The 26,415-nt window shown below is 68.8% G+C and carries 29 protein-coding genes and 4 pseudogenes; 15 read left to right on the forward strand and 18 right to left on the reverse strand.

Annotation, left to right across the window (positions count from 1 at the left end):
- Positions 1–196: 196 nt before the first annotated feature.
- A pseudogene (locus HNR30_RS45075) lies at positions 197–970 on the reverse strand (transposase family protein).
- 292 nt (positions 971–1,262) lie between these two features.
- Positions 1,263–1,532 (reverse strand): hypothetical protein, encoded by a 270-nt coding sequence (locus HNR30_RS45080; RefSeq protein ID WP_181616394.1) that lies wholly within the window; start codon positions 1,530–1,532, stop codon positions 1,263–1,265.
- Between the two features lie 60 nt (positions 1,533–1,592).
- On the opposite strand from HNR30_RS45080, the gene HNR30_RS45085 reads away from it, so the two are divergent.
- The 4 genes from HNR30_RS45085 (at position 1,593) to HNR30_RS45100 (ending at position 3,939) form a co-directional block, all read left to right on the forward strand.
- Positions 1,593–1,730, forward strand: a complete 138-nt coding sequence (locus HNR30_RS45085; RefSeq protein WP_181616395.1) for a hypothetical protein — start codon at positions 1,593–1,595, stop codon at positions 1,728–1,730.
- Between the two features lie 280 nt (positions 1,731–2,010).
- A complete protein-coding gene (locus tag HNR30_RS45090) occupies positions 2,011–2,271 on the forward strand; it encodes a hypothetical protein (RefSeq protein WP_181616396.1) in 261 nt (86 codons plus the stop codon).
- A gap of 9 nt (positions 2,272–2,280) precedes the next feature.
- Complete coding sequence (locus HNR30_RS45095; RefSeq protein ID WP_181616397.1) at positions 2,281–2,532, forward strand: hypothetical protein; 252 nt, start codon at positions 2,281–2,283, stop codon at positions 2,530–2,532.
- Between the two features lie 858 nt (positions 2,533–3,390).
- On the forward strand, positions 3,391–3,939 hold the full coding sequence (locus tag HNR30_RS45100; RefSeq protein WP_181616398.1) for a hypothetical protein: 549 nt from the start codon (positions 3,391–3,393) through the stop codon (positions 3,937–3,939).
- 110 nt (positions 3,940–4,049) lie between these two features.
- On the opposite strand, the gene HNR30_RS45105 is transcribed toward HNR30_RS45100, so the two are convergent.
- Positions 4,050–4,637: a hypothetical protein gene (locus tag HNR30_RS45105; RefSeq protein WP_181616399.1), complete on the reverse strand. Its 588-nt coding sequence runs from the start codon at positions 4,635–4,637 to the stop codon at positions 4,050–4,052.
- Between the two features lie 367 nt (positions 4,638–5,004).
- On the opposite strand from HNR30_RS45105, the gene HNR30_RS45110 reads away from it, so the two are divergent.
- Positions 5,005–5,769, forward strand: a complete 765-nt coding sequence (locus HNR30_RS45110; RefSeq protein ID WP_446685838.1) for a tetratricopeptide repeat protein — start codon at positions 5,005–5,007, stop codon at positions 5,767–5,769.
- Positions 5,770–5,819: 50 nt separating this feature from the next.
- Here the strand turns inward: HNR30_RS45110 and HNR30_RS45115 are convergent, their stop codons facing one another.
- The 7 genes from HNR30_RS45115 to HNR30_RS45145 form a co-directional block, all read right to left on the reverse strand.
- A complete protein-coding gene (locus HNR30_RS45115; protein WP_181616400.1) occupies positions 5,820–6,542 on the reverse strand; it encodes a hypothetical protein in 723 nt (240 codons plus the stop codon).
- Positions 6,543–6,645: 103 nt separating this feature from the next.
- Complete coding sequence (locus HNR30_RS45120; protein ID WP_181616401.1) at positions 6,646–7,509, reverse strand: dioxygenase family protein; 864 nt, start codon at positions 7,507–7,509, stop codon at positions 6,646–6,648.
- Entirely contained in the window at positions 7,506–8,597 is a 1,092-nt protein-coding gene (locus HNR30_RS45125) for a maleylacetate reductase (RefSeq protein ID WP_181616402.1), read from the reverse strand. Before HNR30_RS45125 ends, HNR30_RS45120 begins: the two co-directional genes overlap by 4 nt.
- A complete protein-coding gene (locus HNR30_RS47120; RefSeq protein ID WP_220134742.1) occupies positions 8,594–9,565 on the reverse strand; it encodes an NAD-binding protein in 972 nt (323 codons plus the stop codon). The genes HNR30_RS45125 and HNR30_RS47120 overlap by 4 nt, the downstream gene beginning before the upstream one ends.
- Positions 9,562–9,873 carry an NAD(P)-binding domain-containing protein gene (locus tag HNR30_RS47125; RefSeq protein WP_220134743.1) on the reverse strand — a complete coding sequence of 104 codons (312 nt, stop codon included), beginning with the start codon at positions 9,871–9,873 and terminating at the stop codon, positions 9,562–9,564. Before HNR30_RS47125 ends, HNR30_RS47120 begins: the two co-directional genes overlap by 4 nt.
- Positions 9,867–11,051: an alpha/beta hydrolase family protein gene (locus tag HNR30_RS45140; RefSeq protein ID WP_181616403.1), complete on the reverse strand. Its 1,185-nt coding sequence runs from the start codon at positions 11,049–11,051 to the stop codon at positions 9,867–9,869. Before HNR30_RS45140 ends, HNR30_RS47125 begins: the two co-directional genes overlap by 7 nt.
- Positions 11,052–11,124: 73 nt before the next feature.
- Positions 11,125–11,970, reverse strand: a complete 846-nt coding sequence (locus HNR30_RS45145) for a zinc-dependent alcohol dehydrogenase (protein ID WP_220134744.1) — start codon at positions 11,968–11,970, stop codon at positions 11,125–11,127.
- 398 nt (positions 11,971–12,368) lie between these two features.
- On the opposite strand from HNR30_RS45145, the gene HNR30_RS45150 reads away from it, so the two are divergent.
- The 5 genes and pseudogenes from HNR30_RS45150 (at position 12,369) to HNR30_RS48860 (ending at position 15,030) form a co-directional block, all read left to right on the forward strand.
- Positions 12,369–13,073 carry a helix-turn-helix domain-containing protein gene (locus tag HNR30_RS45150; protein WP_181616404.1) on the forward strand — a complete coding sequence of 235 codons (705 nt, stop codon included), beginning with the start codon at positions 12,369–12,371 and terminating at the stop codon, positions 13,071–13,073.
- Between the two features lie 62 nt (positions 13,074–13,135).
- Entirely contained in the window at positions 13,136–13,555 is a 420-nt protein-coding gene (locus tag HNR30_RS45155) for a helix-turn-helix domain-containing protein (RefSeq protein WP_246380343.1), read from the forward strand.
- A 60-nt stretch (positions 13,556–13,615) separates the two neighbouring features.
- On the forward strand, positions 13,616–14,263 hold the full coding sequence (locus HNR30_RS45160; protein ID WP_181616406.1) for a hypothetical protein: 648 nt from the start codon (positions 13,616–13,618) through the stop codon (positions 14,261–14,263).
- 43 nt (positions 14,264–14,306) lie between these two features.
- A pseudogene (locus tag HNR30_RS50550) lies at positions 14,307–14,630 on the forward strand (MFS transporter); the annotation flags it as partial.
- 97 nt (positions 14,631–14,727) lie between these two features.
- A complete protein-coding gene (locus tag HNR30_RS48860; protein WP_246380345.1) occupies positions 14,728–15,030 on the forward strand; it encodes a Tn3 family transposase in 303 nt (100 codons plus the stop codon).
- Positions 15,031–15,111: 81 nt separating this feature from the next.
- Here the strand turns inward: HNR30_RS48860 and HNR30_RS45170 are convergent, their stop codons facing one another.
- From HNR30_RS45170 to HNR30_RS45195, 6 genes and pseudogenes are all read right to left on the reverse strand, one after another.
- Complete coding sequence (locus HNR30_RS45170; RefSeq protein WP_220134753.1) at positions 15,112–15,360, reverse strand: DUF1883 domain-containing protein; 249 nt, start codon at positions 15,358–15,360, stop codon at positions 15,112–15,114.
- Positions 15,361–15,425: 65 nt separating this feature from the next.
- Positions 15,426–15,890 (reverse strand): hypothetical protein, encoded by a 465-nt coding sequence (locus HNR30_RS45175; RefSeq protein WP_181616408.1) that lies wholly within the window; start codon positions 15,888–15,890, stop codon positions 15,426–15,428.
- On the reverse strand, positions 15,887–16,915 hold the full coding sequence (locus HNR30_RS45180) for a hypothetical protein (protein ID WP_181616409.1): 1,029 nt from the start codon (positions 16,913–16,915) through the stop codon (positions 15,887–15,889). The genes HNR30_RS45175 and HNR30_RS45180 overlap by 4 nt, the downstream gene beginning before the upstream one ends.
- A 99-nt stretch (positions 16,916–17,014) precedes the next feature.
- A complete protein-coding gene (locus tag HNR30_RS45185) occupies positions 17,015–19,135 on the reverse strand; it encodes a helicase-like domain-containing protein (protein ID WP_246380362.1) in 2,121 nt (706 codons plus the stop codon).
- Between the two features lie 108 nt (positions 19,136–19,243).
- A pseudogene (locus tag HNR30_RS45190) lies at positions 19,244–19,605 on the reverse strand (DUF8437 domain-containing protein); the annotation flags it as partial.
- Entirely contained in the window at positions 19,602–20,189 is a 588-nt protein-coding gene (locus HNR30_RS45195) for a winged helix domain-containing protein (RefSeq protein ID WP_181616412.1), read from the reverse strand. The gene HNR30_RS45195 and the pseudogene HNR30_RS45190, both read right to left, overlap by 4 nt.
- Before the next feature lie 143 nt (positions 20,190–20,332).
- Between HNR30_RS45195 and HNR30_RS45200 the strand changes: the two genes are divergently transcribed.
- Positions 20,333–21,232: a hypothetical protein gene (locus tag HNR30_RS45200; protein ID WP_181616413.1), complete on the forward strand. Its 900-nt coding sequence runs from the start codon at positions 20,333–20,335 to the stop codon at positions 21,230–21,232.
- A gap of 257 nt (positions 21,233–21,489) precedes the next feature.
- Here the strand turns inward: HNR30_RS45200 and HNR30_RS45205 are convergent, their stop codons facing one another.
- Entirely contained in the window at positions 21,490–21,900 is a 411-nt protein-coding gene (locus HNR30_RS45205) for a TnpV protein (protein WP_181616414.1), read from the reverse strand.
- Positions 21,901–22,343: 443 nt separating this feature from the next.
- Here HNR30_RS45205 and HNR30_RS45210 point away from each other — a divergent pair, with 443 nt between their 5' ends.
- The 3 genes from HNR30_RS45210 (at position 22,344) to HNR30_RS45220 (ending at position 23,918) form a co-directional block, all read left to right on the forward strand.
- Positions 22,344–22,535, forward strand: a complete 192-nt coding sequence (locus tag HNR30_RS45210) for a hypothetical protein (protein WP_181616415.1) — start codon at positions 22,344–22,346, stop codon at positions 22,533–22,535.
- A 470-nt stretch (positions 22,536–23,005) separates the two neighbouring features.
- On the forward strand, positions 23,006–23,152 hold the full coding sequence (locus tag HNR30_RS45215) for a hypothetical protein (protein WP_181616416.1): 147 nt from the start codon (positions 23,006–23,008) through the stop codon (positions 23,150–23,152).
- Between the two features lie 103 nt (positions 23,153–23,255).
- Entirely contained in the window at positions 23,256–23,918 is a 663-nt protein-coding gene (locus HNR30_RS45220; RefSeq protein WP_181616417.1) for a hypothetical protein, read from the forward strand.
- A gap of 450 nt (positions 23,919–24,368) precedes the next feature.
- Here HNR30_RS45220 and HNR30_RS49810 read toward each other — a convergent pair whose 3' ends face one another.
- On the reverse strand, positions 24,369–24,494 hold the full coding sequence (locus HNR30_RS49810) for a hypothetical protein (RefSeq protein ID WP_281390013.1): 126 nt from the start codon (positions 24,492–24,494) through the stop codon (positions 24,369–24,371).
- A gap of 161 nt (positions 24,495–24,655) precedes the next feature.
- Here HNR30_RS49810 and HNR30_RS45225 point away from each other — a divergent pair.
- Positions 24,656–26,415: pseudogene (locus tag HNR30_RS45225) on the forward strand (hypothetical protein); the annotation flags it as partial.

The raw sequence follows: 26,415 nt of genomic DNA on the forward strand, positions 1-26,415 counted from the left end.
TTCCGCTCCACTGTCGCCTACGGCTCCTACGCAGTCATGGCCCTAATCCTGATCGTCAGTGCGGTGATTGCGTGGCGGCGTCGACGCAACGGCATCGTGATCACGCAGCTCACGGCCCTCGCGGCCGTGGCGGCGCTCGCTGTTCTGTGGGAGCCATACGTTTCACTGCACTGACAGTGAGCCTTTTCCATCTTGATCAGCGGCCGTCCTCAGCGGCTTGAAGGACAAGGATGGCCTGCACGATCGCGGTGGCTCGGCGTGGGCAACAGCGCAGGCGAGTCAGGATCTTCCATGCCTTGAGGGTGGCCACAGCTCGCTCGCCGATGGCCCGGATGCGGGCGTGGGCGCGGTTGACCGACTTCTGATCGCGGGACAGGAGTGAGCGGTGGCGATGCCGCTTGAACGGGGTGCGGATGGTGCCACCGGCACCCTGGTAGCCGCGGTCGGCGAAGGTCTTGATGCCAGCTCTGGTGAGGGCGTCGACCAGGCCTGTTGCGCGAGCGGCGGTCAGATCGTGGGTAGAGCCGGGCAGCGCGGGTGAGGCCCAGACCAGGCGGCCTGCCGGGTCGGCCAGGACCTGGACGTTGACGCCGTGGCGGTGGTGTTTGCCGGAGTAGTAGGGCTTGTCGTCGGCCAAGCGGTCGATCGGGATGAGGGTGCCGTCCAGGATGGCGTAGGCCAGGCGGGTGGCCTTCCCGATGGCGGCGCTCAGGTCGTCGGCGAGGAGGGTGAGCAGGTCGAGGGCTTCATGGACGTAGCGTCAGGCGGTGGTGGTGCCGACGCCGAAACCGCTTGCCAGACGGGCGTGGGTGTCGCCGTTACGCAGATGCGCTAGGACGAGTAGCGCCTGGTCAGCGGCGTGCAGGCGGCGCCAGCGGGAGCGCTGCTCGGCCCGCCGGCCCCGCAGCAGAGCGGCCAGGCGAGACAGCGTGCGAGTGGACAGCGGAATCGCGGCAGGGTAAGACAACACCCAGGGCTCCTGGTGAGGACAACAGATCTTGGTCGACTGCTGTCTCACCGGGAGCCTTCCTCATATCTCAAGCAGTCCCACGCGCCTGCCCTGACCAGCGCCATCAAGTTGGAAAAGCCTCCCTGAAGGGAGTGGGCCGGCGGTTCGGACCGTGCATGGTGTGTCTCAGCGGACGCGGGGGTAGTGGCGCTCGTTGTCGCGCAGGTCCAGGCTCATCAGGACGTGCCGTCCGCAGCACGGGCACGGCGGCAGGGAGGCGCCGTCCACGCGGTGGACGTTCACGGCAGGGCCGTCACTCATCAACGGCCGCCGACGTCATCCTGATCAAACCGGCGTCGAACCCGAGCTGGAACAGCGCGCCCAGATCAACGGCGATCTCGGTTGGCCTGGAACCGGCTTCGCCGAGCTCTGCGCGCACCCCCCAGTCCAGCAGGCGGTGCAGCACGCCATGGACGCGCCCCAGCAGGTACGTGTGCATAATCACCGGATCACGGAGCGGCTCGTCGGGGAGATCGGAACAGGCCAGCAGTTCCTCGCGGGAGACCTGCGCGACGGTGTCCACCGCCGCGGCGAACGCCGGATCGCCAATAGATCAGCGCCGTAGTCGTCGTAGAGCCGCTGGATGGCAAAGGAGGCCACCGCCGGGTGCGACGGCAGCGCGAGCAGCAGCGGGGTCATCAGCGGGCGCGTCAAGCGCCTGGACATCTCCAGCCGCTGCAGCCAGCGCCGCAGCCAGTTACGCACGTCCATGGAGGCATGATGCGGACGGTGGTGACCGTTCGTCGCGCGGCGCGCGCCCACCGCATTCGGATCGTTACATTCTGCTCAGGAGGCCGGTCGTCAGCGCGGGTTCTGCTGGACACCTCGCGGTCGTCTATCTCGGCACCACTGGAGCAGGCCTCCCACCCTCGCGGTAGCCGTCTGGGCGTCCTTTCCCGGGGTGGCCCGACTCGATATGCCGACGAAGTTGGCTGGAGGGCGAGAGTGCCGATAGCGTCGCCTGGCCCGCGGATCGACGAAGGGACAAGAGGGAGCGGCGCGTGCTGACATTCGACGAGATACGCGATCGCACCTCGATCACGATCGACGACATCGAGTACGTGGTCATCGTGGCGGTCTCGGCACCTGGCCGCCGGGACTTGGTGATCTACAGCGTGGATGACGGGCAGGTCGCGGGACTAGCGTTCCTGGCGCAGCCAGATGTTTACTGGGTCACCCTGCCGCTGGATGATCGGGTCATCTACACCGGTAACGACGTGGCCGAGGCGATCCGGTGGCTTACACTGGAAGATCGAATGTAGGAGGTCGGGATGCAGGGCACACTGACGCGGCAGGTCGAGGAGTACCTCCGGCCGTTCGGCATGTTCCAGCTCCCGGAGACCCCCGGCCAGGCGATCACGACCAAGCGTGGCGGCCACATCTACCTTGACGAGCGCGAAGGTGAGTTCACCACGCGCATTGTGCGACGCGATGGCTCCACGCTGGAGGACGTCCGCCCCGTCGCCGAACCGGGGGAGCTGGCGATCGCCATCCGCGCTCTGGTGTTCAAGGCGCGAGCCTAACGACCCGGATTCCATGTGCCCCCTGCTTGGCGGTTTGCTCTTCGAGCTGGCTTCGTTGGGGCGGGGTTGCCGGCCGCCGGTAGAACGGGTGCTTGGCGAGCACAAGCTCGTGGGCAGGTGGGCCTTTCGACTCCTTGGGCGAGCACAGAGGACGGCGAATCTTGCTGATGGCGGCGCGCAGGCTCTTGAGCTCTCTGCGGAGGTTGGCCCGACGATCGCCGGGCGCTCAGGACGCGGTCTCGGGTCAGGCAGAGTTACATGACGGCGCCCCGCTTCTCAGGCAGATGCCTGCCCAGCGGGCGCGGTCAGAGACGCAGATGCGGCAGGAGACGGAGAAGATCGGCATCACATATCTCGCCGTGCGCACAGCGACTGCCAGCGGATGTGGTGAGGCGGCTCCTCGACGATGTCCGCGCGATGGAGATCCTCTCCGAGGAAGAGCAGGATGCGCGCCAGGAAGCATGGTGGGCCGAACATGAGGATGCAGGCGGCACCTGACGTCGTCCCCCGCATCCACGCGCGGCCAGCCCCCGCCGGTGGAGCTCGAAGCATTCCTGGCCATCGGGGCTTCGCGAGGCCCCGCCCGGCAGATCGCTCACGGGAGAGACCCTGGAGCTTCGGTGTATTCGCCACCCGCCGTTCTGCTGCGGCTGATGTAGTCGGGTGTCCCGCATCGCGTTAGTCACACTCCGCACCCACTCCCCGCCGGTAGCTTCAGCGGAGCCGTGGGCGGCTTACGCCTAGATCATCTGGTCACCCAACCCGCCTCCCATAGGCGTGAGTAGGGATGTACTCATGCCGACCGTCAAGCCCCGCGTTACCGTCAGGGTCCGGTCCTCTGCCCGCCAGGAGCTCCCCGTGGTCGCGTTCAACTTCATGCCCGTCGGTCGCCCCCTCAAGGAGGACGTCTTCCTGGAGATCACCGACGGCGACATCGCCACGATCCAGGCCGACGTGCGCATGGTCTCCATCGACACCCCGGAGAAGGAGCGTATGTCGGCTCTCCCTCGGTGGCCAGGCCAAACTCGACCTCTGCAAGACCCGCCTGCTCGACGGCACCTACAAGGCCCTGCTGGAACCCCTAAGGACTGCCTCGTCGCGCGCCACGCCCCGGACGCCGCAGCCCGGCACATCGCCGCATCGCACCGAGCTGCCGACGCGCTCAAAGACATCAAGGCGCGCCGCCTGACCAAGCCGGACGGAAGCCAGCGCAAGGCTCGCACCATCGCCACCGGAGAGCTGATCGAATCCAACGGGCGCATCCTCGGCTATCTCGTGCCCTGGTTCACCGGCAGCGCCAGCGACCCGCTTCCGCCACCCACCCATCCCGACCGGCGGACCTTCAACCTCGACATGGTCGCCGCCGGCTGGGCGGCCACGTTCGTCATCTTCTCTGCATCGCCATGACACATGCTGACGACTCGGCCTAGCTGCCCGTTCTACGGAGGTTGGATACCTGGAGTTGAGGCTGAGCGCGGACATCCGCATGGCCCTTGCCCTGAGGCTCTTCGGCTCCCCTATGAGCCCTCGACAGCGACGGAAGGGTGAACGTGGTCGAACCAATCGAGGTGCAGGCGTGCACCGGTGCGTCCTTCTATGATGGCCAGGGCGGTTGCCTCGACAGCGGGCCAGGGATCATGCTGGGCTGCGGATAGAGTCCTTAGTTCGACTTCGACGGAGTTAAGGTCCTCGCCTATGGCATAGGCAGGGTCAAGGTAGGGGACTACCGCGAGAATGCGTCCGTCCAGAGCATGTATCATCCGTCGGCTCAGTGCCGTGTGCCATGAGACGTGCCACACGTCAACGTTGCGGCTGAGCCGTGCGATGAAGTCCGGGTCCGGGGTGTTGCTTGTTCTGTAGAGGTCGACGATCATCACCCCCTCGTCTGTTTCCTCGATCACGACGGCGTTGGCCCCGCAGGCCTCTTCGAAATCGCGTTCGATAATGACGGCGGCGCCATCCCCAACCAAGCGCTGGGCGACATCGCTCAGCGTCAGCGGCTCGCCTAGCGGCCTTAGAACAGTCCATGCAAGCTCCTCGCTGAGCCAACTGCCCTCGCCGAGGAGGAGTTCCGCATAGCGCTGTGCTGATTGTTGGAAGTTCATTTCCGATCTCGCTTAATCGAAGAACCACGTGTGGCACGAGAAAGAGTGCGTTCCTTCCCCGCGCCACACGTGGGCTAATTGCTAGTCGTCCGGTTGGTCATTAAAGTAGGTTGATCCCATGAAGATCGGCTGGAAGCACAAGTCCTTCATGGGTTCAACGCCACTCAGCTGAGTGGCGAAGCGGTTGAAGAATTCGTGACCATACAAGATCCGATCGCGATTGTACAAACGCGTTAGTGTCGCGCCCGCTTTGGAGTTGTGACTGCCCGTCATAGAGCACACCGAGAAGTCTCGCTTCTGGTCGTTTTCGGCGTGCCGGGTTCCCGATGACTGGAATGGATATTCGTCGCACTCTTGTGCGGGGTAGGTGGCGCCGGGCCACCGCCCAGCACACCGGCCATCACCGCCTCGCCATCGATCTGGCCAGCCCGAGAGCGCGCAGTTGCTGCGGATGCTCTCGGTGCTATCGCCTACCGGGGTGCCGCACACGATGCTGACCGGCACTGCCAACCCCGACCAGCCATTGAAGGCGCTGGCCGCTGTCACCGCGGTGCAGGAGAGGCTGGCCCCGCTGGCCGACACCTCCCTGGTCACCTTCGCCGAAGGCCGCACCACGGTCGTGATGCACCGGCTCATCCAGCGGGTCATCCGGGAACGCGCCACCGTTGATGAGACTCTGCCCGCCGCCGTCGACTATGCCCTGGACCTTCTGCATGGCTACAACCAGCAGATCCCCGGCGGTGCGCACACCTGGGCCGCCCGCACGACGGTGGAGGCGCTGCTGGAGCAGACCGACACCCTGTACACCCTCACCGCCCCCGATCTTTCCTCTCGGTTGCTTACCCTGCGGGTCTGGTGCGGCCGGTACTTGACCGACCTGGCCGACTTCACCCGGGCAATCCCGCTGCTGAAGCAGACGCTGGCCGACTACGAGCGGGTGCTCGGCGTCGACCACCCTGACACTCTGAACTCCCGCAACAACCTCGCCGGCGCCTACCAGTCGGCGGGGGATCTGGACCGCGCCATCCCGCTGTACGGGGTGCCGTTAATGAACGTGTCACCGGCCCCAAACGAAGACCATCTCTCCCGTTCCCGGCCCCTTACGGGTAGAGACTCGGTCGCGTCGTCGTGATCGCGGATCATACGAGTCGCCTGGCGGCACGGAACGGCACCGCATCGACCTCAGTCGAGGCCGTGGAAGGCGAAAGTGATCCAGTTGGCCCACTCGGTCGCCAGGTGCCACCGGTGCTGGGAGACCATCCTCGGCAGGACGACCTGGGGGAACTCGACGCACAGGCGTGCGTGGAATCCGCCGGCCCTGTCACGGAACTGGTGGCGGACGCCTCCGACGGGCAGCCCACTGCCGGAGTGCGCCACGCCAGCGGCCTCGAGGTCGTATGCGGGGTCGCGGACCGAGCGCAGGGTGGAGATGTCGGTGTAGTCGATGAGTAACCGGCTGGCCGCCGGGCTGCCGCCGGTGGTCTCGACGACCTCCTGGGTGCCGTCGGGAGCGGTTCGGATGAGGAAGTGGTCGGGGTGGGCGGCGATCATGCTGCGTTCGTAGTCTGGCCGGGTGGTGTCGAGGAACCAGCTGACGAAGTCCGCGGCGCGGCCGGTGGTGGAGCGGATCTCGCAGACGCTCATGGCGCGCCGGCCGCGGGAGATCCGCGCGGTGGCGGCGGCGACCAGGTCGCTGGTCGTCAGGTCGCGGCGCAGCCGCCGACGGATCTCGTCCGGTCCGAGGGCGAGCTTGGCGTCGGCGAACGCGCGCCGCTGGTCTTCCAGGCTGCCGTCCGGCACTGGGAGGCCGATCTTCGCGGCTGCCTTGCGCAACCGCTTGGACTCCCACGTCTGTACCGCGTTGAGCGGGTAAGGCTGACCCTGGATGATGAAGGTCAGGTCCATCTGTTTCCCCTCGTGTTCTGTGGGACCGTTCGCCGATATACGATCTTGTTCTCCCGCGGCCGATTCCCCTTGCTCACCGCGCCGGTCAGCGCGGGGACCGGACTCATGACCCGTCGTCGGGGACGAGGACGAGGTCGAAGGTGACGGCGGCCCAAGGGCCGTCACGATGGGCCCCATCTGGGGCGATGCCGCCGGTGTGGTGCTCGACTTCGGTGATGAGACTGTCCCTGACGCCGAAGACGGCGTCGTGGCCGAGGTGCGGGTCGGCGGCGTCGAAGAGGTGGGTGATCAGGGTCCTGTGGCCCGGTGCGGCGGCTTTGAAGTGCAGATGCGCCGGGCGCATGGGGCTGCGGCCGCAGGCGGCGAGAAGGTCGCCGACGGGACCGTCGTGGGGGATCGGGTAAGAGGTGGGCAGGACCGTCCAGAACCGGTAGGCGCCGTCGGCGCCGGTCCGCAGCCAGCCGCGCCCGGCCAGGTCGCCGCCCAGGTGCTGCACGTCGTAGAAGCCGTCCGCGTCGGCGCCCCAGACGTCGAGCCGCGCGCCCGCCAGCGGGCTGCCGTCGGTGGAGCGCAGGTGTCCTGACACGTGACAGGGGGTGCCGCGGGATCCGGCGGCCAGGTCGCCGCCGAGCGGGATCTCGGGCGCGGCTTCGACGAAGAACGGGCCGAGCACGGTCGCCTCGGTCGCTCCGGGCGCGTTGGGCGCGTTGATGGCCACGGTGAGCGCGGACAGTCCCAGAACATCGGAGAGCAGGACGAACTCCTGGCGGCGGTCGTCGGTGAGGTGTCCGGCGCGGGTCAGGAACTCGATCGCCGTCTGCCACTCGCGTTGGCTGAGCCGTACCTCGCGGGCGAATCCGTGGAGGTGGCGGACCAGGCTCTGCATGATCTCGCGTAGTCGCGGGTCGGTGGTGCCGGCGAAGCCGGCGACCACCTCGTCGGTCAGCTTCCGCTCCCGCTCGTTCACGACGTCGTCTCCTCTCCATGTGGATGTGCGCCGGCCCACGCCGCGTGCAGGAGGGTCCTGAGGCCGGCGGCGGTGACGGGACGCGGGTTGTCTGAGGGCACGACCGCGAGGATGCCGTCCAGGACGGTGTCGAGGTCGTCCTCGCGCAGGCCGAGCTCGCGCAGCCCGGTGGGCAGGCCGAGCCGCAGGCCGAGGTCGTGCAGGCCGGCGGCGGGGTCGGGCCTGCCGTACGCGATGCTGATCCGGGCGAGCGCGTCGGGGGCCGCGGGGGCGTTGAAGGCCAGGACGTGCGGGAGGACGATCGCGTGGGTTTCGGCGTGCGGCAGGTCGAACGCCCCGCCGAGGACGTGGCAGATCTTGTGGTGGAGTCCGGATCCGGCGGCGGCGAAGGCGGTGCCGGCCAGGTAGGCGCCCAGCAGCAGGTCCGTCCGGGCCGCGAGGTCGGTGGGATCAGTGGCGACGGCCGGCAGCCCGGCGGCGAGGGCGCGGATGCCCTCGGCGGCGACGGCGCTCGACACCGGGCTGCGGTGCGGCGCCCAGAACGCCTCCACGCAGTGGGCCATGGCGTTGAGGCCGCTGGCGGCCGACAGCGGCACCGGCAGTGTCAGGGTGAGGTCGGGGTCGTAGACCACCGTTCTCGGCAGCACGCGCGGGTCGGTGCCGGTGGTCTTGCGTCCGTCCTGGGTCAGGCCCCATACGGGGGTGACCTCGGAGCCGGCGTAGGTGGTGGGCACGGCGGCGATCGGCAGGCCGGTGGTGAGGGCGACCGCCTTGGCCGTCCCTGTCGTCGATCCGCCGCCGATGCTCAGCACCGCGTCGGCGCCTGCGGCGGCCTGGCGGGCGCGTTCGGCGGCCTCCAGCGGGACGTGCGGGCGGACCTCGGTGAAGGTCGCGGCGATCCGGTCGGCGAACGGCGCGCACAGCTCACGCGCCAGCGCCGCCTCGGCGGGGCCGGCGATGAGCAGGATCCGGCGGGCTTGGAGGGCGTCGAGTTCGGCGGCGAGTGCGGTGCGCGCGGTGCCCCGGCCGAACACGACGCGACCGGGCAGCGCGGTGTGGGTGAACGCGGTGTTAGGGAGCAGGGTCATCGGGTGGCCGCCGGCGAGGGGGTGGGCTGGAAGCCGAGCAGGAGCCAGCGACCGTCCTTTCGGGTCCATACGGCCATGACCAGGTTCGCGAGCCGCTTGGCGTGCCCGCCGGCGGTGATGTCGGCGTGCATGCGCCCGACGACGATCGCGGTGTCGCCCGCGACGACGATCCGGTCCACTTGGTGCTCGACGCGGTGGTAGACGTAGTGGCCGGAGCGGAGCTTTCCCGCGTAGGAGGCCAGGGTGTCTACCTCCCCGTCGGAGTGGGTGTAGGTCAGGTCCGGGTGGGCGAGTGCGATGAACGCCTCGACGTCGCCGGCGGTCATCGCTGCATAGCGGGCGTCTTCCAGGGATCTGATCGTGGTCTCGATGTCGGCGCAGCCGGGAGCGGCGTCTGTCATGCCGGGGTTTCCTTGGTGCTGTCTTGTGCCGTCGAGGGGATGGGGGCGTCGTCTCAGCGCTTCGAGGACGCCGGCCATGTCGCGGTGGCCGAGCCCGGCGGCCACGGTCTCTTCCAGCAGGGCGTAGGCGGCTTCCGACACCGGCAACGTCAGGCGTCGCCCGCGCGCCAGGTCCAGGGCCAGGCCGAGGTCCTTGCGGATCAGCGACATCGGCGCGGCGATCTCCGCGGTCTCCGGAGCGAGGAACGCCTTCTGTTTGTAGCCCACGTAGGGGGCTCCGGCCGCGCTGTCGCGCAGCACGCCGTAGAAGGCCGCGAGGTCCAGTCCGGTCGCCTCGGCCATCAGCAGCCCCTCGGCGGTGGCCTGGTTCAGCGCGGCGAGCACGGTGTTGACCGCGAGTTTGGCCGCCGAGCCCGCTCCGGCGGGCCCGACGTGGTGCTGTGCCGCGCTCAGCGTGGCGAGCAGGGGCCGGATCCGCTCGTACTGCTCCGCGCTCGCGCCGACCATCACGGTGAGCGAGGCGGCCTCGGCCATCGACACGCTGCCCGAGACGGGCGCGTCGATCACCTCGGCGCTCGAGGTCCGGGCCAGTTCGCGGACGAGATCCGGTCCGACGGTCCCATCACCACGTGCAGATGCGGCGAAGCCGCACCGCCGAGACCGTTCACCACCAGGTCACGGGTCGTCGCCCCGTCGGGAAGCATGCTGAGCGACACCGTCGCGGTGGCGAGCTCGGCCGCCACGCCGGTGAGCGTGACGCCGTCAGGCGCGCGGCGCACCCCGGGGTCGTGGCCGAGGACGGTGTGCCCGGCCCTCGCCAGATGGGCCGCCATCGGCGCGCCCATCCGGCCGAGCCCGGCGAAACCGATCAGCATGACGCCGCGTTCACGGCGAAGACGTCGGCGATCCAGTCCGCGATGTAGTTCGTGGTCGGGGACATGTTGTCCGCTCCGACGTGCTCGACGCCCCCGTCCTGCTCGGTCATGACCTTCAGCTCGCGGCGGGGACTGTTGACCACGGCGTCGTACTGCAGGCGCGCCATCTCCACCGGGATCTGGCGGTCGCCGGCCCCGTGCACGACCAGGAACGGCACCCGGATCCGGTCGCTGACCTCCGCCAGGCTCATCGTCGGGGCGAACGCGGCGAACTCCTCCACCGACGTGCTGCCGAACACCCACAGGATGTGCTCGACGAAGTGCGGCACCGACGGCTCGGAGGCGCGCGAGTCCGCCGCCGCCAGGCGCCGGCAGCTCAGCTCCTCCCAGTCGTAGATGGCGCCCCAGGCCACGCACAGGCTGAAGCGCGGCTCGAAGGCCGCCGCTCGCGGCGCGTAGTAGCCGCCGAGCGACCAAGCCGCCACGCCGATGCGCGCCGGATCGCAGTCGGTGCGGCTCTCCAGGTAGTCCACGCAGGCCGAGCCGTACCGCTCGCTCTCCGCGTACCCGGTCATGCCCCGCAGCCGCAGCGCCTCGCCGGATCCCGGCTGGTCGATGATCAGCGACGAGACGCCGCGCCGGGCGAGTTCCTGGGCGAGACCGGTCCCGTAGACCATCTCCTTGGTCGAGTCTAGCCCGTTGAACAGCACCACGTACGGGTTGCGGTCCTCACCGCTCGTGCGCGCCCTGACCAGCAGGCCGGGAAGCGAGCGGTCGCCGTGTTCGTCGCTGTAGGGGACCTCGACGAACTCGCAGTTCTCCTCGCCCAGCGTGATCGCCTGGCGGAAGCAGTCCAGCCCCGAGGCGTAGGCGTCGGCGCGGGGACCGTACCCGTGGTGCTGCATGCGCTCGGCGGTCAGGAAGTACACCGACGCGCGTCGGTAGCGGGCGGCTGCGGACAGGCGCCGCCCCGCGGCGGCGTCGCTCCGGGCAAGAGCCGACAGGCGGGCGGCCAAAGCGGTCCAGGTCTCGAAGAACCGCTCCGGCGTGACGTCGGACGGTTCGCCGGTCCGCAGCGGCCGGCACGCCTCGTCGACCTCACCGATCGCGGCTCCCGTGCTCAACGCCAGATTGACCGACAGGTTCCAGACATAGTTACCGGGAAAGTACTCGAACATCACGCCTACCTTTCTGAGTGGCTTGCCGCGCCGCCTGCCGTACGCGGGAGGGGAACGTCCTGCGGGTTTGTGATCAGCGGATCCCGGTGCCCGGCCGCAGGGCCGGATCGACGAGGACCTTGCCGGTGACGGTGCCGTCGGCCAGCCGCGCCAGCCCCGAGGCCACCAGGTCCTCAAGGGCGATCACGCTGTCGAGCAGCAGGTCGCCCAGCGGCCCGGCGGCGAGGATCTCCAGCGCCGGGGTCAGATCCCGATCGCAGACGTGCGCGACCGTCGACGCGACGGTGATCTCCCGCAGGGTCAGCGCGACCAGGTCCACCCTCGGCCTCTCCTTGGGCAGGCCGACGGCCAGGACCCGGCCGCCCGCGGTCACCATGTCCAGAGCCTTCTCGAACTGCCCCGCGGCGCCACTCGCCTCGATGACGACGTCCGCGCCCAGACCGTGAGTCGCCTCCAGGACCGCCTCGCCGGGGTCGTCGAGCGCCGAGAGCGTCCGCGTGGCGCCGAGCTCCGCCGCGCGGGCCAGTTTCGGGCCCGGAACGTCGATGACCGTCACCTCCGCGGCGTGCAGGTGGGTGAGCGCCGCCAGGACGAAGGTCCCGATCGCTCCGGCGCCGATCAGCACGACCCGGTCGCCGTCGCGCACCCCAGCCTGCCGGGCCGCGTGCAGGCCCACCGCCAGCGGCTGCGCCATGGCCGCTCCGTCCGCTGACAGCCCCTCCGGCACCGGGCGCAGCATCCGGGCGGGCGCGGCGACGAACTCCGCGAGCCCGCCATGGGCGTTGAGGCCGAGCGTGTAGTAGCGACGGCACAGGTTCGTGCGACCCTGCCCGCAGCGGTCGCAGGCACCGCACCACACGCCGGCCCCTGCGGCGACCAGCTGTCCGACGCCGATCCCGGGGGCGCTGCGGGTCTCCACGACCTCGCCCACATCTCGTGCCCGAGGATCACCGACCCCACGTGACCGCTGCCCCGATGGGGTTCGGTCAGCGGAATCATGACCGGCCCCGTGGCCCACTCGCCGGCGTCGGTGCCGCAGATCCCGCTGCGACGCACCGCGATCAGGACCTCCCCGTCGCCCGGGACGGGGACCGGCGCCTCCTCGACCCGGACGTCCCTCGCTCCGTGGTACATCGCTGCCCGCATTGTTCGCGCCATCCCGACTCCACACTCCACGGTGTTCACTCTCACTGAACACGTGCGGTCAAACTAGACACGCAGTAGGGTGATGTCAACGACGGATCCGCAGAATGCGTGCTGATCATCACCCCGCCAGGCCTGAGAGATGTTCGTTCCTGTGAAACAATGAGGTGTTCCATGCCAGCGGACCGCCGGGCGGTCGAGGAGAGCGAGAGGCAGCAGGTGCACGAACACCTCGGCCGGGCACTGCGCGAGGCCAGGACGGCACAGGGCATCAGCCTGCGCGCACTGGCCGCCGATATCGGCATCTCGGCCAGCCTGCTCTCCCAGGTGGAGAACGGGAAGTCCCAGCCGTCGGTGAGCACCTTGTACGCCCTGGTCAGCCGCCTGCGAGTCTCCTTGGACGACCTGCTCGGCCTCGGCGGACCACCTCCGCCGGGCGTGCGCGGAACGGAGCAGGCTGCGGGAAGCCTGCGCCGTCCGGACTTCGTCCTCCAGCGGGCCGACGACACCCCGGCGCTGGTCATGGACAGCGGCGTCCGCTGGGAACGTCTGGCCTCGATCGAGGACGGCCTCGTCGACAGCCTGCTCGTGATCTATCCTCCCGGAGCCGCGAGCTCGGCCGACGGGACGCTGATGCGGCACAGCGGCTTCGAGTACGGATATCTGCTGACCGGATCACTGACCCTCGTCCTGGAATTCGACCGGTATCACTTGCGGGCAGGCGACTCCTTCTGCTTTGAATCGTCCAGGCCGCACCTGTATGTCAACCACGGTGAGGAAGCAACCCGCGGCCTCTGGCATGTTGTGGGCCGCGACGCTGCCCCGCAGACGCCCGAGCGGTTCGCGGATCTTCTCGGTCACGAGCCGATCGGCGAGTGATGCAGACCGGCGGCCGCGCCTCCAGGCGGGCGGCCAGTTTGCTGGCAAGTAGTACGTCGGCGTTGGCCAACTCGGTGGCGCGGCGCCTGGTCATGCCGCCGCACCGGCCGGGAGGGCAGGCGCAGTTCGTCGCGGCGCCGGTGCAGGTCGAGGGCGAGCACGTGCTGGCCGAGCTGATGGCGTGGGCGCTGGGGCGGCTGGAGCGGCCGTTGACTGTGGCCGACCTGGCGCGCAGGGCGAACATGAGCCCGCGGCATCTGGGCCGGCAGTTCCGGTCGGTGTCGGGGCAGGCGCCGTTGCAGTGGCTGCTGGCTCAGCGGGTGCGCCGGGCGCAGGAACTGCTGGAGAGCACCGGGGAGAGCGTCGAGTCGGTGGCGCGCTCCACCGGGATGGGCACGGCCACGACGCTGCGGCGGCAGTTCAAGCGCGTGGTCGGGGTCACGCCCGACACCTACCGGCGCTCCTTTCGCGGCGCGCTCTGATCCAGCGCCCCCGCTCGACGGCCTCAGGGTCCGGCGCGGGTGCTCCGTAGGATGAGGCACATGCGTTTCGTGCTGACCGGCGCAGGCATCGACTACGAGGTGAGCGATGACGAGGTCGTCGACACCTCCCTGGGCGTGCTCCTGACCTTCGAGATGTCCGGCTTCGAGGATGCTCTCGACGTGCTCGCGGCTATCGACGACACCCTGTCCGGCCGGTCGCCCGGAGGGGAGTTCCCGTTCGGCGCCTACCTGATCAACCTGTCTCGCGAGCGGGTCACCTTCGAGCGGACCTTCGGCACCAAGACGGAGCGACGCCAGCGCCCCACATCGGTGCTGAAGGACGCGGCGGAGGCGTACTGGGAGCTGCTCCTCGCGCACCGCAACGAACGCTCACCGGGGGTCACGTATTACTATCGCCCTGACCTGCCTTTGGCCTGGGCCTCCTTGCTCCTGTGGGAGGAGCACGCCAGGCGATCGCACCCCTACCGGGGCAGGCTCGGCATCCCGGCCGAGGGACCGAGCGGAACGCAGGACGCGGCCGGGGTGGTCGTCGAAGGCGCTCGCGTCACTGAGGGACGACGCCGGACGCGACCCGATCTTCTCCGGGAAGATCAGCACAAGGATCACGGTATGGCCCGAATTCGCAACATATGCCACGGCGGCAGCTTGCATCACCAGAGTGGCGGTGTAGACCTCGGCGATCGCTGAAGACGGCTCCTTCCGGCACCAGCCTGGCTGGGCACTGGCTGAGGTGATCGTCTCGGCCGTCCTCGCCGCGATCCTGCTGGCGACGTTCCTGCTCGTCCAGGCCCGTGGGAAGACGCCGCTGATGCCGCTTCGGCTGTTCCGCAACCGCGCGCTCAGCGGAGCGGTCGTGATCATCCCACTCTTCGGGCTGACGATGCAGGCCGTGCCGTACTTCCTGACCCTGTACTTCCAGAACGTCCTCGAGTTCAGCACCCTGGAGACCGGGGTGGCGTTCCCCGGCCCGACCCTGTCGATCACGGTCGGCAACTTCCTCAGCGAGCGGCTGATCGACCGCCTCGGCACCCGGAGCACGCTGATCACCGGCATCGTCGCCAACGCCATGGGCGGCGCGCTCCTGGCCCCCGGCATGCAGGCGGACGGATCCATCCTCACCGTCCTGCCGGGTCATTGTCATCGGTCTGGGCATGGGCATCACCTACGAGGCCATGTGGGTCGCCGCCGGCACCGGCGTCCCGGCGGACGAACAGGGCCTGGCCTCCGGGGTGGCCTCCACCGCGCTGCAGGTGGGAACCGCCGCAGGTCTGGCGGTGCTCGTGGCTGTCGCCAACCACGACATCAACTTCGCGCTGTTCGACCTGGTCGGCAAGGTTCTGTCGCCGCGCATCCGGGACCTGGGGAAAGTGACCCTGATCCGGGACGACACCCCGACCGTGATCGCCGACCTGCTGGACGAGCTTGCAACCGAACTCAGCTCCGAACCCAGTTGAACATGGGCCCGCGAGGCTGAGCGCTTGGCGGACGCGAGAGAGGGCCGGCGCCAGACGTGATGATCGTGTTGAGCTCGCCTATCAGTCGAAGAGCTGGGTGACCTGGACCTTGATCTTCCGATCGTTGCTGTTGACGACGAGATACCAGTAGTCGTCGTACGGCACCTCCAGGGACACGGGGCTGACGTCGTAGAAGCCGCCGTGATACTCGTAGGCGTCGCCGTCGAGGTAGGCCTGGTAGTCGTCGTCGGCCATGAGACACACGCGGGCGGTCGACCCTCGCAGTTCTACCTCGAACCAGGCGCCGCCTGCGATCGATCCAAGGTCCAGTAGAGGTGGTCCACCCCTTCATTAGTAGGTCGGCGACGGCAATCGCGCTACAGCCCGTTGGCGGGTCACCGTCCGCTCTCCAGGTCGCGGCCGTGGTCATGGGCGGCTGGCATGCGGGACGGCTCTCCAAGGTCGCGCCGCGGCTGGATGAGCTCGGGCTGGCCCGCGACCTCGCTTTCGATGCGCTGGCGCTCGTGCTCGGCGTGCTCGGCGCGGGCTGCGGTCTCGACCGCCTGGGCCTCTGCCGGTAGGCCAGCGCGGCGCCCAAGCTCGTCATGGGCGGCGGCCAGCTCCTGACGGATCTTCTCGTAGGTGCTGCGCGGGTCGTCGGCCGGGCGGCCGGTGGGATCGCGGCGGCGGTCGACGGGGTGGTCGGTGGGGCTGCTTCGATCCCCGGTCCGCAGGCGGGCGGCGGCCTCGGTGGCGGCCTGGGCGAGTTGGGCGCGGCGGATGGTCAGCGTTGCGTCGTCGAGCAGGCCCACCCCGAACGGGGTACGGCTAAGCTCCAGCAGGGTGCCTGAACGCTTCATGCCCTCCATTGCCTGCGCGACCAGGGCGGCGTCCTGGTGGTCACGCTGAGCCGGGCCGGATTCCCGGGCGTCGACACGGCCGTCGGCGGCGTGGTCGACGGGGGCGCCGGCGCGGTGGGTGACGGGGTGGGTGACGGCGCGAGGGGCGGCGCTTGTGATGGTGGCGGCGCAGGTTCCGGTTCGGCGGTGGGGGCGGCCTCGTCGGCGACGTCGATGTCGATGGGGACGGCACGCTGCCGTACCTCCTGCAACAGCACGTCGGGGACAAGAGCGTGTTCGCCTGCCAGGGTGCGCAGAGTGGCGGGAAGTTCGGGGGTTGCAGCCGGGCATTGGGTGCCGCTCGCTCTGTTCTGCTCGTAGACCTGGACGGTGTAGGCGCGCTCTTGCCCTCCTGGGACGACGACCCCGGTGCGTCCGTTCGGCAAGGTAAAGGTCACCTTGCCTGCCTCCTTGACGAAGGAGGTCGCGCCGGCGACGCCGTCCAGCGCCTGAATGATCTGCTCGGCGTCGAAATTCGGATGCGCCGCCAGCGCGTTGACCTGGGCTTTGAGAGTTGACACTCGCTCGCGCGCCGCGAGCAGGGCGTCCATGTTCTCGAACGTGCCGCCCTGGCCGCCGCGGGCCTTCTCGATCTCGCCTTCCAGCTTGACGATGTCCGTTTCGCTTTGGCTCTTCAGCCGTTCCAGGCTGCCGAGCCGGTTCTCCAGGCGTTGAATGAGGCCGCCTCCCTCGGTGGCGGCCTCGAACTGCGCCTGGGACATGACGATGGCGCTGCGGGGGACACCCGCCAGGGCCATCTCGACATTGATCTTGTCGAAGGATCGATACGCTCTCGTGGTCACGGCGAAGCCGCCCAGCTCGCCTACGGTGGCGCTCTGGCGAGGCGCCTGCCCGCGGGCGACGGTCTGTATCTGCTCGGTGATGAGCTTGGCCAGGCGGGTGCTGGCAGTGGGCCGTTTGGTGTGCTTGACCCCGGCCAGATCCATGCCGAAGGCGTCGCCTCGGGTGTCGCGGCGTGTGGCCATGGCGGTCTCGATCTGCGCGATCTCGCGCCGGTGGTCGTCGATCTCCCGCTCGGTGTAGGTGATCGTGCGGGCGAGCTGGTCCTGATTGCGCTGGTGGGCTCAAAACTTGCGCTCCAGGCGGGTAGCGGCGGCTTCGGCCAGGTCCAGCAGCAGCGGGTTTCCTGTGGCCACCGCCTTGACTTCGTTGGCGCTGAGCGTCTGCTCGCCGACGTCTTCCATCTCGCGGACGTCGAGCTTGCCGCGCATGACCATGGTGATGAAGCGGGACTTACGTTCGATGCCCTGCCACATGAAGCCATCGAAGCTGCGTTCGGTCACGTAGCGCAGGATGCGCACCTCGGGGTTGAGGTTGCCTTGCCGCAGGATGCGGCCGTCGCGCTGCTGCAGGTCGGCCGGTCGCCACGGGCAGTCGATGTGGTGCAGGGCGACGGCACGGGCCTGCACGTTGGTGCCCACACCCATCCGCTCGGTGCTGCCCATCAGCACGGCGATCTCGCCGCTGCGGCAAGCGGCGAACAGTTCGCCCTTCTCCCGGTCGTTGCGGGCATCGTGGATGTAGCGGATCTTCTCTTCCGGCATGCCGCGGGCGATCAGCTGGGCCTTCAGCTCGTCGTAGGCCGACCACTTGGCCGGCACCTCCTCCATGCCGACGACCTTGGCGACCCGATCGTCATAGAAGACCACTAAGGGGTTGCGATTCCTGGTGACCTTGATCGAGACCCATCCGTCGGAGCCGAGCGCAACGATGTCGGTGATCTGGGCGCGAACGCCCATGTCGTCGTGCACAGTGTCGCCGATCTGCAGGTCGGTGACGGCGGTCCACTCCAGGACGGGCTTGAACGTTGTCTTGGGCTTGGGCGTGCTCAGGTCGAGGAATACCAGCTGGAGCGCGCCGGGCCTGGGATGCGGCAGGCCATCGGGGCCGGGGTAGGTCGTGTCGCGGTGCTGCTGCCAGATGGCGAAGATGTGGTCGGCCGCGGCATCGACCTTGGTCGCATAGTCGGGCACCGTGCCGGGGGCGACCAGCCGCATGTCGAGCGCTGCGGCACGGCCCTCGCTGCTGATCTTCAGCATGTTGTCGATGCTCGGGTCGACCCGGGTGGTACGGATGCGTTCGGCCCGGCGGCCGAGGTCGGCCACGTAGTCCAGCAGCGCGGGTGACGGCGGGATGACGATGTTCTCCGGGGCTCGCTGTCCATCGGACCGTTCGGCCAGAGCAGGGGTGGGCAGGTTGAGGTCTTCGGCGGTCTTGATGTCGGCCGAGACGTGCCACATGCGCAGCAGTTCCTGCACGTTCACGAAGCCGAAGCGAGCCTTGGGCCGAAACCCGGACCCATCGGGGGAGAACTCGATCTCGATCTTGACTTTACCGAAGGTGGAGGCCCAGTTGTCGAAGGAGCGCACGTGTGCCTTCTCCAGAATGTCTGGCCGAAGGTACTTCTGCATCACGTAAGCCTCGGTGACCGAGTTGGCGATCGGGGTGGCCGTGGTGAAGGTGGCGACCCGGGTGCCGTTACGCTCGCGCAGGTACCCGATCTTCATGTCCAGGTCGCTGGCCCTGTTGGAGCCTTCGATGGCTGCGCCGGGCAGGATGGAGGGGGTGCGCAGGTTCTTGAACAGATGGGCTTCGTCGACGAACAGGTAGTCGATGCCGGTGGCCTCGAAGGTGATGCCGGGGTCCTTGACGGTGGCGAGCTTGCGCTTGATCCTCTCCTCGGCCCGTACGCGGGCGTTCTCCATCCGGCGCACCGTCATCGACTTGCCTCCGGACTCGCGCTCCGACGTGCGGGCCCGCTCGATCTGCTCGTCGAGCTCGGCCAGCTCGCGGGTCATGTAGGCCTCGATCGCCTCCTTGGACATGGGGATGCGCTCGAAGCTGGAGTGCGCGATGATCACCGCGTCCCAGTCGCCGGTCGCGCAGCGGGAGACGAAGGCGCGGCGCTTGGCGGCGGCCAGGTCCTCTTTGGTGGCCACCAGCACGTTGGCTTTCGGGTAGATCTGCAGGAACTCGCGCTGGACCTGCTCCAGCATGTGGTTGGGGACGATCATGGCCGGTTTGTTGGCCATGCCGAGCCGGCGTAGTTCCATGATTCCGGCGACCATTTCGGCGGTCTTGCCCGCGCCGACCTCGTGCCCGAGCAGGACGGCTGGCTCGTTGATGATGCGTGCCACCGCGGCCGACTGGTGGGGGCGGATCTTTTCGACGAACCAGCTCGCCATGCCCGGGAAGGTGGGGCGCACGCCGTTGTAGTTGCGCAGGACCAGGCCGTTGAACAGCCAGTTGTACCGCTTGACGAGCTCACGGGTTCGGTCTGGGTCCTCCCAGACCCACTCGCTGAAGCGCTCGCCCAGCTCTTCGCCTTTTTCCTGGGCGGCGGCCGTGGCGTCCGGGTTCACCACGTATTGCGGCTCACGCGTGGTGCCGATGTTGTCGAACACCTGCGGGATGCGCTGTTCCAGGATCGTTTGAGCCAGGTCGGGTGCCGGGTAGCGGTCGGTGCCCAGGTGGAGGTGGCCAGCACACTGTGTCGGCTGCCCTTGACCGCCCAGAAGCCGCCGCCGTGGTGCTCGACCTTGAGTTCGGCGTCATCGAGGGTCTCGCGCAGGAACTGCTGGACGATCTCCACCGGAATCCAGGATGCGCCGAAGCGTGCGTTGATCCCCTCGGGGGTCAGGTCGTCCGGGATCACCCCCGCAGAGCCTGAACGTTGATCTCGAAGGCCGGGTCGTCGGCCGAGGCCGCCTCGGCGCGCTCGAGCTTTTCGCGGACTTGGCCGGACAGGTATTCGGCGGCCGCCACGAGCCGGCCGCTGGCTGGATCGTCGTAGACCAGCGTCCCGAGTTGCTCGCGGGCCTGATCGTCGGGGCAGCCGAGCAGGCGGGCGATCTCGGGGAGCACCACTTCGGCGTGCTGGTCCAGGCAGATCGCCAGCGCGTCGGCGGGGGAGGCGGCGCTGGTGGGCGGGGTGCGGGGGGCGACGACCCGCTGGTGGAAGATCGTCGCTTTGGTGGCGATCTGCTGGGCGGAGTCGAACTGCTCCAGCGCGTACACCACCGGCGTGTACGGGTCGAGCCGGAAGCCGCCCTGCGGGGGGCGGATGCGCGACATCTTGGGCTCGCCCGTTTCCGGGTCGGTGCGGCCGGAAGGGCGGCTGGTGAAGCGATTGAGCGGGCCGTAGCGGGCGTGGTAGGCGTCGTAGAGCCGGTTGAGGTCGGCGCGCAGCACCGACATCCGGTCGGTGTCCTCGACGAAGGCCGCTTCCTCCTCCAGCAACGCGACGGCAACATCGCGCAGCTGCAGGAGAGCGCGCAGCTCGACCGCTTGGCTCTTGGCGGGGGGTACGCCTCGTATTGGCCGGAGGTGATCTGTCGGAAGGTCTTGTCCGGCAGCGCCTCGATGAACCCGTCAGGGCGGCCTTGGACAGCGGAGACGAACTCGATGGGCGCGGCGCGCTGCGCGGCGTCCGGCGCCGCGGTGAGGACCAGGCCCTGCTCGGCGGCGCGGCTGGTGATGCGCTCCAGCGCCCGGCCGAGCGCCGGCGCGGCGTCTGCGTCGCCGATCACGGTCAGGTCGCTGGTGCCGTAGGCGGTGTTGTGGGCGACGATCTGGCCCAGGACGTTGTTGGGGTGGCGGACGAAGTAGTCGTTGACGGTGACCTGGACCATGTAGTGCTCGCCGACGACCTCGATGCTGGAGGTGGTCAGCCAGTCAGGCTCGACGGGTGCGCGGCCCTCTTCGCGGCGGCGGAAGATGAGCACGTCGGTGACCACCGTGGTGCCAGCGGCCTTCTTGTGGGCTCCCTTGGGCAGGCGGACCGCGCCGACCAGGTCGGCCAGGGCAACCATCTCTTCGCGCATCGGCACGTTGGTGGCCGAATCCAGCGTCCAGCGGGAGGTGATGACGGCCAGCAGCCCACCGGGGCGGGTCAGGTGCAGGCCTTTGAGGATGAAGTGGTTGTGGATGCTGTGGCCGTGCGGGTTGTGCCGGCGGTCGGTCAGGGAGAACACGCCGAACGGCACGTTGCCGATGGTCAGGTCGAAGGTGCCGTCGGCGACCCGGGTGTCGGCGAAGGACTCGTTCAGGATGCGCGCGTCCGGATACAGCAAGGCGGCGATCTGGGCGGTCGTGGGTTCGAGTTCCACGCCGACCAGGTCGGCGCCCTCGGGGGCCGCCCCGAGGAAGTTGCCGCAGCCGCAGCCGGGCTCCAGCACGCGCCCCTGGGTGAAGCCGAGGTCGGTGACGGCCTGCCACACCTGCCGGACCAGGGCGGCGTCGGTGTAGTGGGCGTTGAGGACGTTGCGGGCCGCGGCCCGTAACTCCCGCTGCGACAGCAGGTCGGCCAGCTCGGCACGGGCCCAGGCCCATTCGTCGTTGTCGACGTCGAACACGTTGGGGATCGATCCCCAGCCGGACCACTTGGCCAGGACCGCCTGCTCGTCAGGGGTGGCGGGCCGGTCCTCGGCCTGGATCTGCCGCAGCGTCTTCAGCGCGGCGATGTTGGCGCGTGCCTTGGCCATCGCCCCCGATGGCGCCAGGTCGCTCTGGCCGGCGGGCCGGAACCGGGGCGCGGGCTCTACTGGGGCTGGTTGAGGTTCTGGTAGTTCTCGTGAATCTCCGGGAAGCTCGGATGGTCCGCGGTCACCACGAGCGGCGTCCACGGTCTCTGGCTGGCCGTCATCTCCTGGTCCGACTCCTGGCTCGACTCCTGGCTCGAATCCAGGGTCGGTTCCTCGATCGTCGGCAGCATCTCGCTGAGCACCAGTTCCTCGGCCCGCATCCGTGCCGCCTGCAGCCGTCCCACCTTCTCGAGGTAGCTCTCCTGCGGCGGGTCCTCGCCGGCCATCTGCTCGGCCATCATGTCGATCTGGGTCGCCATCTCCTCGCCCAGCGCGGTGAAGTAGCTCGCCGGGTTCGCCAGTTGGGCGAGTTCCTCGGGCTGGTGCTCGCTCCACCTCTGCTGAGCCATCCTGCCGTAGCGGTTCATCGTGGTTCTCCTTGGTGGAAGGGGCTGTGGAAGTGGTGGGGGTCGGTGGCGCTGCCGTACCAGCTGTGCTTGCCGTACGGGCTGGCGCCGGATTCGGCTCGCTGGACCCGGCCTCCATCGCCGGGCCCGACGCCGGGGCTGGGGCGGTGGCCGGCGTGGTGGCGGACTGTGGGTGGGGATCGGCAGACGGGAGCTCGCCGGGGGGCGCTGTCAGCCTACGATCCGTCTTCGCTTCGGGCGTTGCCCTCGGGCCATTCGAGGTGGGCCTCACCTCGGGCACGGGCTCGGGTGTGGCCGCAGGCTCTGGCGGTACGGATCGCTCGGTATCCGTGGGCTGCTCACGAACTTCATGACGGTCGGGCTGTCTGATCGGGGCGCCTGGTGTTCGACGCGCCCGTGTCGTCGGCGCGGGCTCGGTGACGATGTCATCCAGGTCGAACAGGGTGCCGGGCTCAGATCGGGGGGAGGCCCGGCTGGTGGAGGGCTCGGTGTCGGGCTCGTCGTCGAGTCCGGTCGTGGACTCCTCCCTCGGCGTGCTGGAATGCACGGTGCCGTCGTCGGGTTCGCTGGGAGCGTCCGGCTTCGTCGAAGGGGGATCGACCGGGGCGGCCTGGGGCGTCGACAGCCCTGGATAGGTATCGGGGAGCGGTCGCAGTGGCGCTGCCTGGTCGGACGGTTCGGTGACCGTGGGTTCGGTGACCGTGGGTTCGGTGACCGTGGGTTCGGTGACCGTGGGCGGCGTGGGCGCCGCGGCCTGCGGTTCCGGGCGGTTGGCGTCGGGTGCCGGTGCTGCTGGCTGCGTCGGGAGTCGAACGCGAGCTCGGGCCTCGGCCAGCTGGCGATCGTCTCGTTCGCGGATCGGCCCGTCGACCAGGTCGCGTACGTCGGAGTCGGCCATGTCGAACATGACCACCACGGACCACTGGCCATGGATCTCGGTGGCCAGCGTGGTCAACATGCTGTCCTTGGCCTCGCCCTGGCTCCACCCGGTCACATACCGCCAGGCGGCCGCCACTTCCTCGGCGGTGGCGCTCGACCACCACTGCGCGTCCAGGCGCTCACGCAGCAGCGCCTGCTGGAAGACCCGGGTGGGGTCCTCACCTCGTTGCTCCGCCTCGACAGCGTGCAGGCGGAGCTGGACGTGCGCCAGGTCCCGCTCGACGACCGCGGCCAAGCCGCTCTGCTCGGCGGCGAGCTCGGGCAACGTCGCGGCGTGGTAGTCGGCCCGCTCGTGGTGTTCGGTGAGGCGTAACTGCAGACGATGCTGCTCGGCCAGCAGGGCCTGCTGCAGTTCCGGCGCGCGTGCCGGGGCGCCGGCGAGCACGCGGCGGCGCCCCGGCACGATGCTGGCATGGATGGCTTTCGCCCTGGTCGACGGTCAGGACGGCGGGCCTGGAGAGGTGGTCGCCGTCGCGGAGCACGTGGACGGCGTAGCGCCGGGTGCGCGTCGTCTGCGGGCTCTGGCCGTCGATCTGGGCCAGCGCGGCGGTCTGCTGCAGCAGATGCTCGGCAGCGACTTGCTCGGCGGGGATGCCGGGCGGCAGGACGACGTGCTCATGGTGGGCGATGATCGTGCCGCGTTCGGTGTCGTAGATCGCGAGGCTGACCGTGCCGGGGTCGGCCTCGGCGCGGGTCAGGTTGGCCGTACGGAGCACGCGGGCCAGCAGGGCGGTGACTTCCCGGCCGGTCAGGTTCGGGTCGACGGTGATGCCGTAGCGGCGCGCGGTCTGCTCGCGCAGGTGCTCCAGGACGCTGTGCGCCATGGGATCGCCCAGCCCGGCCCAGCTGGCCGCCGCCTCCCACGAGGCCCCCAGCCGTTCCGGGGTGATGCGCTGCCAAAACCCCTGCTGGAACGGGGCCCGCAGGTACGGCCGCGCCAGTTGAAACTCGGCGGTCAACTCCAGTGCCAGGCGGAATTCGGCCTGAGGCCCCTGCCGCTGAGCTTGGCGGGCCTGCTGGGTGCGCCGGTTGACCGTGATTCCGGCGCGGTGCAGGGCGGTGTCGACGGCGCGGCGTAGCCGCCGTAGCAGCCCTCTGCCTGGGCGGGGCGGCTCGGTCTCCGGGTGGGCAGGGACAGTCTGCGTCATACGACTTCCTCGCGGTGTGAACAGACGGACGCCCTGAAACCATTGTGAATCTTGTGACTGACATTCCGCGCGAACAGCATCGGATGATGGCCAATCTCCGGTGTTCCGTCGTACGTCACGGGCAGGTGCCTGACGTTAGCGGGCACGACAGTACGACCATGCAGGGATGACGCCAGCCGTCCGATTAGTCTCGCCCTCTTCGCTTCCTCCGCAGCAGAAGATGAAGAACCTGACAAGCTTGAGCGTGGGCAGCCGAGCTGGCTTTCTGAGTTGAGCGCCTCGCTGAGGATGCTCCCGAGTCTCGCCCACGTTGGCGGCGATTCTTTCAAGATTCGGACCCGGTACGTGATCCTCGTACCGGGTCCGAGCCTGCTTGCGGGACTAGTGGATGTAGTGGTTGAACACCCAGGACAGCACCGCGTGTACGGCTCCGGCCAGGACTCCGCGCACAGCTGCAGCGATGAGCTGAAGCCGCTCGGATCGGTTCGGCTCGGGGGTGGGGGTCATAGCTCTTCTCCCTCGTCGTCGGCGGGCTGATGTGCCGGCCTGCTGTCTTGAGAAAAACATCGACAAGAAGCGCCGTTCCGAAATGCGATGAGTGCGAAGGGAAGGGGTGTTGTTCGATGCTTCTGCCTGCACTCGCGTGGTGGTAAGGGATGATGGCGGCGATGAGTGGCGATGAGAGGAAAGGCCCGGTGCGGCGGCCGCGCCGGATCGAGCGAGCGCGGATGCCGCCTGGACCGTTGCGGGATCTCAAGGACCTGATCTATCGGCTGTATGTCGAGTCCGGGTGCCCATCCTTGGATGAGATTCACGCTGCTGCGGAGCACGAGGGTACCGAGGCGGTGACCGGGTGGCCGGGCCGTGATTCGATCCGTCGGATCATCTCGGAGGCGATGGTGCCACGGTCGATGCCCGACACGGTGATGGTCGCAACGGTGTTGGCCCGGCTGGCACGCTGGGACGCGCACGATGTCGCCGACAGAATCCGCGCGTTGTGGGTTCAGGCCACGATGGCCACCCCGCTGGGCACCCCGCTGGAGGAGGTGAGTGACCCCTTCGTCTTGGAGGTACATCGGCCGATCACGGTAGACCACCACGGCACCCTGGCCGAATTGCCGACCTACGTGCGCCGGGCACACGATGAGCAACTCGCCGCCGCAGTCCAGGGAGCACTCGACGGAAGAAGCGCAATGCGGGTCCTGGTGGCCGGCTCGTCCGCGGGCAAGACCCGGGCCTGCTGGGAGGCCCTGCATCAACTTCGCCAAGCGGGCGGATGGCGCATGTGGCACCCCCTCGACCCCACCCGCCCCCAAGCAGCGGTCGACGCCCTGGACCGCATCACGCCGTTCACCGTCGTGTGGCTGAATGAAACCCAGGATTACCTCGGCGGCAGCGGAAGCGCAGGGGAGACGGTCGCGACCAAACTACGCGCCATGCTGGACGATCCGGCCCGCGCTCCGGTGCTGGTCTTGGGTACGCTCTGGCGCACCCATCACGAGACGCTGACCCGGCACCACGGATCACAGGTCGCACAACTGCTGGACGACACGCTAATCGAGGTGCCCGAAGCGTTCACCGGCGTCGATCTGACCGCTCTCCAGCGCGCAGCTGCGGGCGATCCGCGTCTCGCTGTGGCCCTTGAGCACGCTGACGATAATCAGATCACCCAGTACCTGGCCGGGGGACCGGAGCTGATTAGACGGTTCACTGCGGCGCCGCCCGCGGCCAAGGCCATCATCTTGGCGGCGATGGACGCCCGCCGACTTGGGCACCGCAACGCTTTACCCCTGTCGCTGCTGGAGCACGCGGCCCAGGCGTATCTGACCGATGCCCAGTGGGATGATCTGCGAGACGATTGGCTGGAGCAGGCCCTGGCCTATGCCTCTAAGCCTTGTAAAGGCGCCCGGGGGCCAGTCACCCGAGTCCGGCGCCCTCGCCAGGGCGATGTCGGCCGCACGCGTCTCGCCGCTGAAAGCTCGGGTGAGTCGCTGTACCGACTCACCGACTACCTCGACCAGTACAGCCGCCGCCTCCGCCATGAGGAGATCCCGCGCCCCGATTTCTGGCATGCAATGGCCGCCTTCGCTGACCCCGGCGACCTAGCCACTCTTGGGGACGCCGCCAAAAAGCGCGGGCTCCTCCGCGACGCCGCGCTGCTGTTCAAGCATGGCACCAGCCATGGCGACTGTGTCGCCGCCAACGCTCTCGTCCGCCTTATGCACGATGTGAGCCCCAGCAGCCATCACTCCGCCCACTGGGCTGCCACTCACGCCCCCCTCAACAGCTCGCGCGAGGTCAGCACACTGCTGTACAACTTGCAGGAGACCGGAGCGCACGAGCAGGTCGCCGCCTTGGCCACCCGCGCTGCCGCCCACGTCCCCCTCGACGACCCGTACGCGGTGAACGAGCTGCTGGTCAGCTTGCA

It is taken from the genome of Nonomuraea soli (genome assembly GCF_013761175.1).
GTDB lineage: Bacteria > Actinomycetota > Actinomycetes > Streptosporangiales > Streptosporangiaceae > Nonomuraea > Nonomuraea soli.

Bases quoted from the DNA above. Each gene is read 5' to 3' on its own strand.
- HNR30_RS45085 (WP_181616395.1), top strand. From the start codon at position 1,593: ATGGCAAAGGAGGCCACCGCCGGGTGCGACGGCAGCGCGAGCAGCAGC.
- HNR30_RS45095 (WP_181616397.1), top strand. From the start codon at position 2,281: ATGCAGGGCACACTGACGCGGCAGGTCGAGGAGTACCTCCGGCCGTTC.
- HNR30_RS45105 (WP_181616399.1), bottom strand. From the start codon at position 4,637: ATGAACTTCCAACAATCAGCACAGCGCTATGCGGAACTCCTCCTCGGC.
- HNR30_RS45115 (WP_181616400.1), bottom strand. From the start codon at position 6,542: ATGGACCTGACCTTCATCATCCAGGGTCAGCCTTACCCGCTCAACGCG.
- HNR30_RS45125 (WP_181616402.1), bottom strand. From the start codon at position 8,597: ATGACCCTGCTCCCTAACACCGCGTTCACCCACACCGCGCTGCCCGGT.
- HNR30_RS47125 (WP_220134743.1), bottom strand. From the start codon at position 9,873: ATGCTGATCGGTTTCGCCGGGCTCGGCCGGATGGGCGCGCCGATGGCG.
- HNR30_RS45140 (WP_181616403.1), bottom strand. From the start codon at position 11,051: ATGTTCGAGTACTTTCCCGGTAACTATGTCTGGAACCTGTCGGTCAAT.
- HNR30_RS45150 (WP_181616404.1), top strand. From the start codon at position 12,369: ATGCCAGCGGACCGCCGGGCGGTCGAGGAGAGCGAGAGGCAGCAGGTG.
- HNR30_RS45160 (WP_181616406.1), top strand. From the start codon at position 13,616: ATGCGTTTCGTGCTGACCGGCGCAGGCATCGACTACGAGGTGAGCGAT.
- HNR30_RS48860 (WP_246380345.1), top strand. From the start codon at position 14,728: ATGGGCATCACCTACGAGGCCATGTGGGTCGCCGCCGGCACCGGCGTC.
- HNR30_RS45175 (WP_181616408.1), bottom strand. From the start codon at position 15,890: ATGAAGCGTTCAGGCACCCTGCTGGAGCTTAGCCGTACCCCGTTCGGG.
- HNR30_RS45180 (WP_181616409.1), bottom strand. From the start codon at position 16,915: ATGGCCACACGCCGCGACACCCGAGGCGACGCCTTCGGCATGGATCTG.
- HNR30_RS45185 (WP_246380362.1), bottom strand. From the start codon at position 19,135: ATGGCGAGCTGGTTCGTCGAAAAGATCCGCCCCCACCAGTCGGCCGCG.
- HNR30_RS45205 (WP_181616414.1), bottom strand. From the start codon at position 21,900: ATGAACCGCTACGGCAGGATGGCTCAGCAGAGGTGGAGCGAGCACCAG.
- HNR30_RS45220 (WP_181616417.1), top strand. From the start codon at position 23,256: ATGGCTTTCGCCCTGGTCGACGGTCAGGACGGCGGGCCTGGAGAGGTG.
- HNR30_RS49810 (WP_281390013.1), bottom strand. From the start codon at position 24,494: ATGACCCCCACCCCCGAGCCGAACCGATCCGAGCGGCTTCAGCTCATC.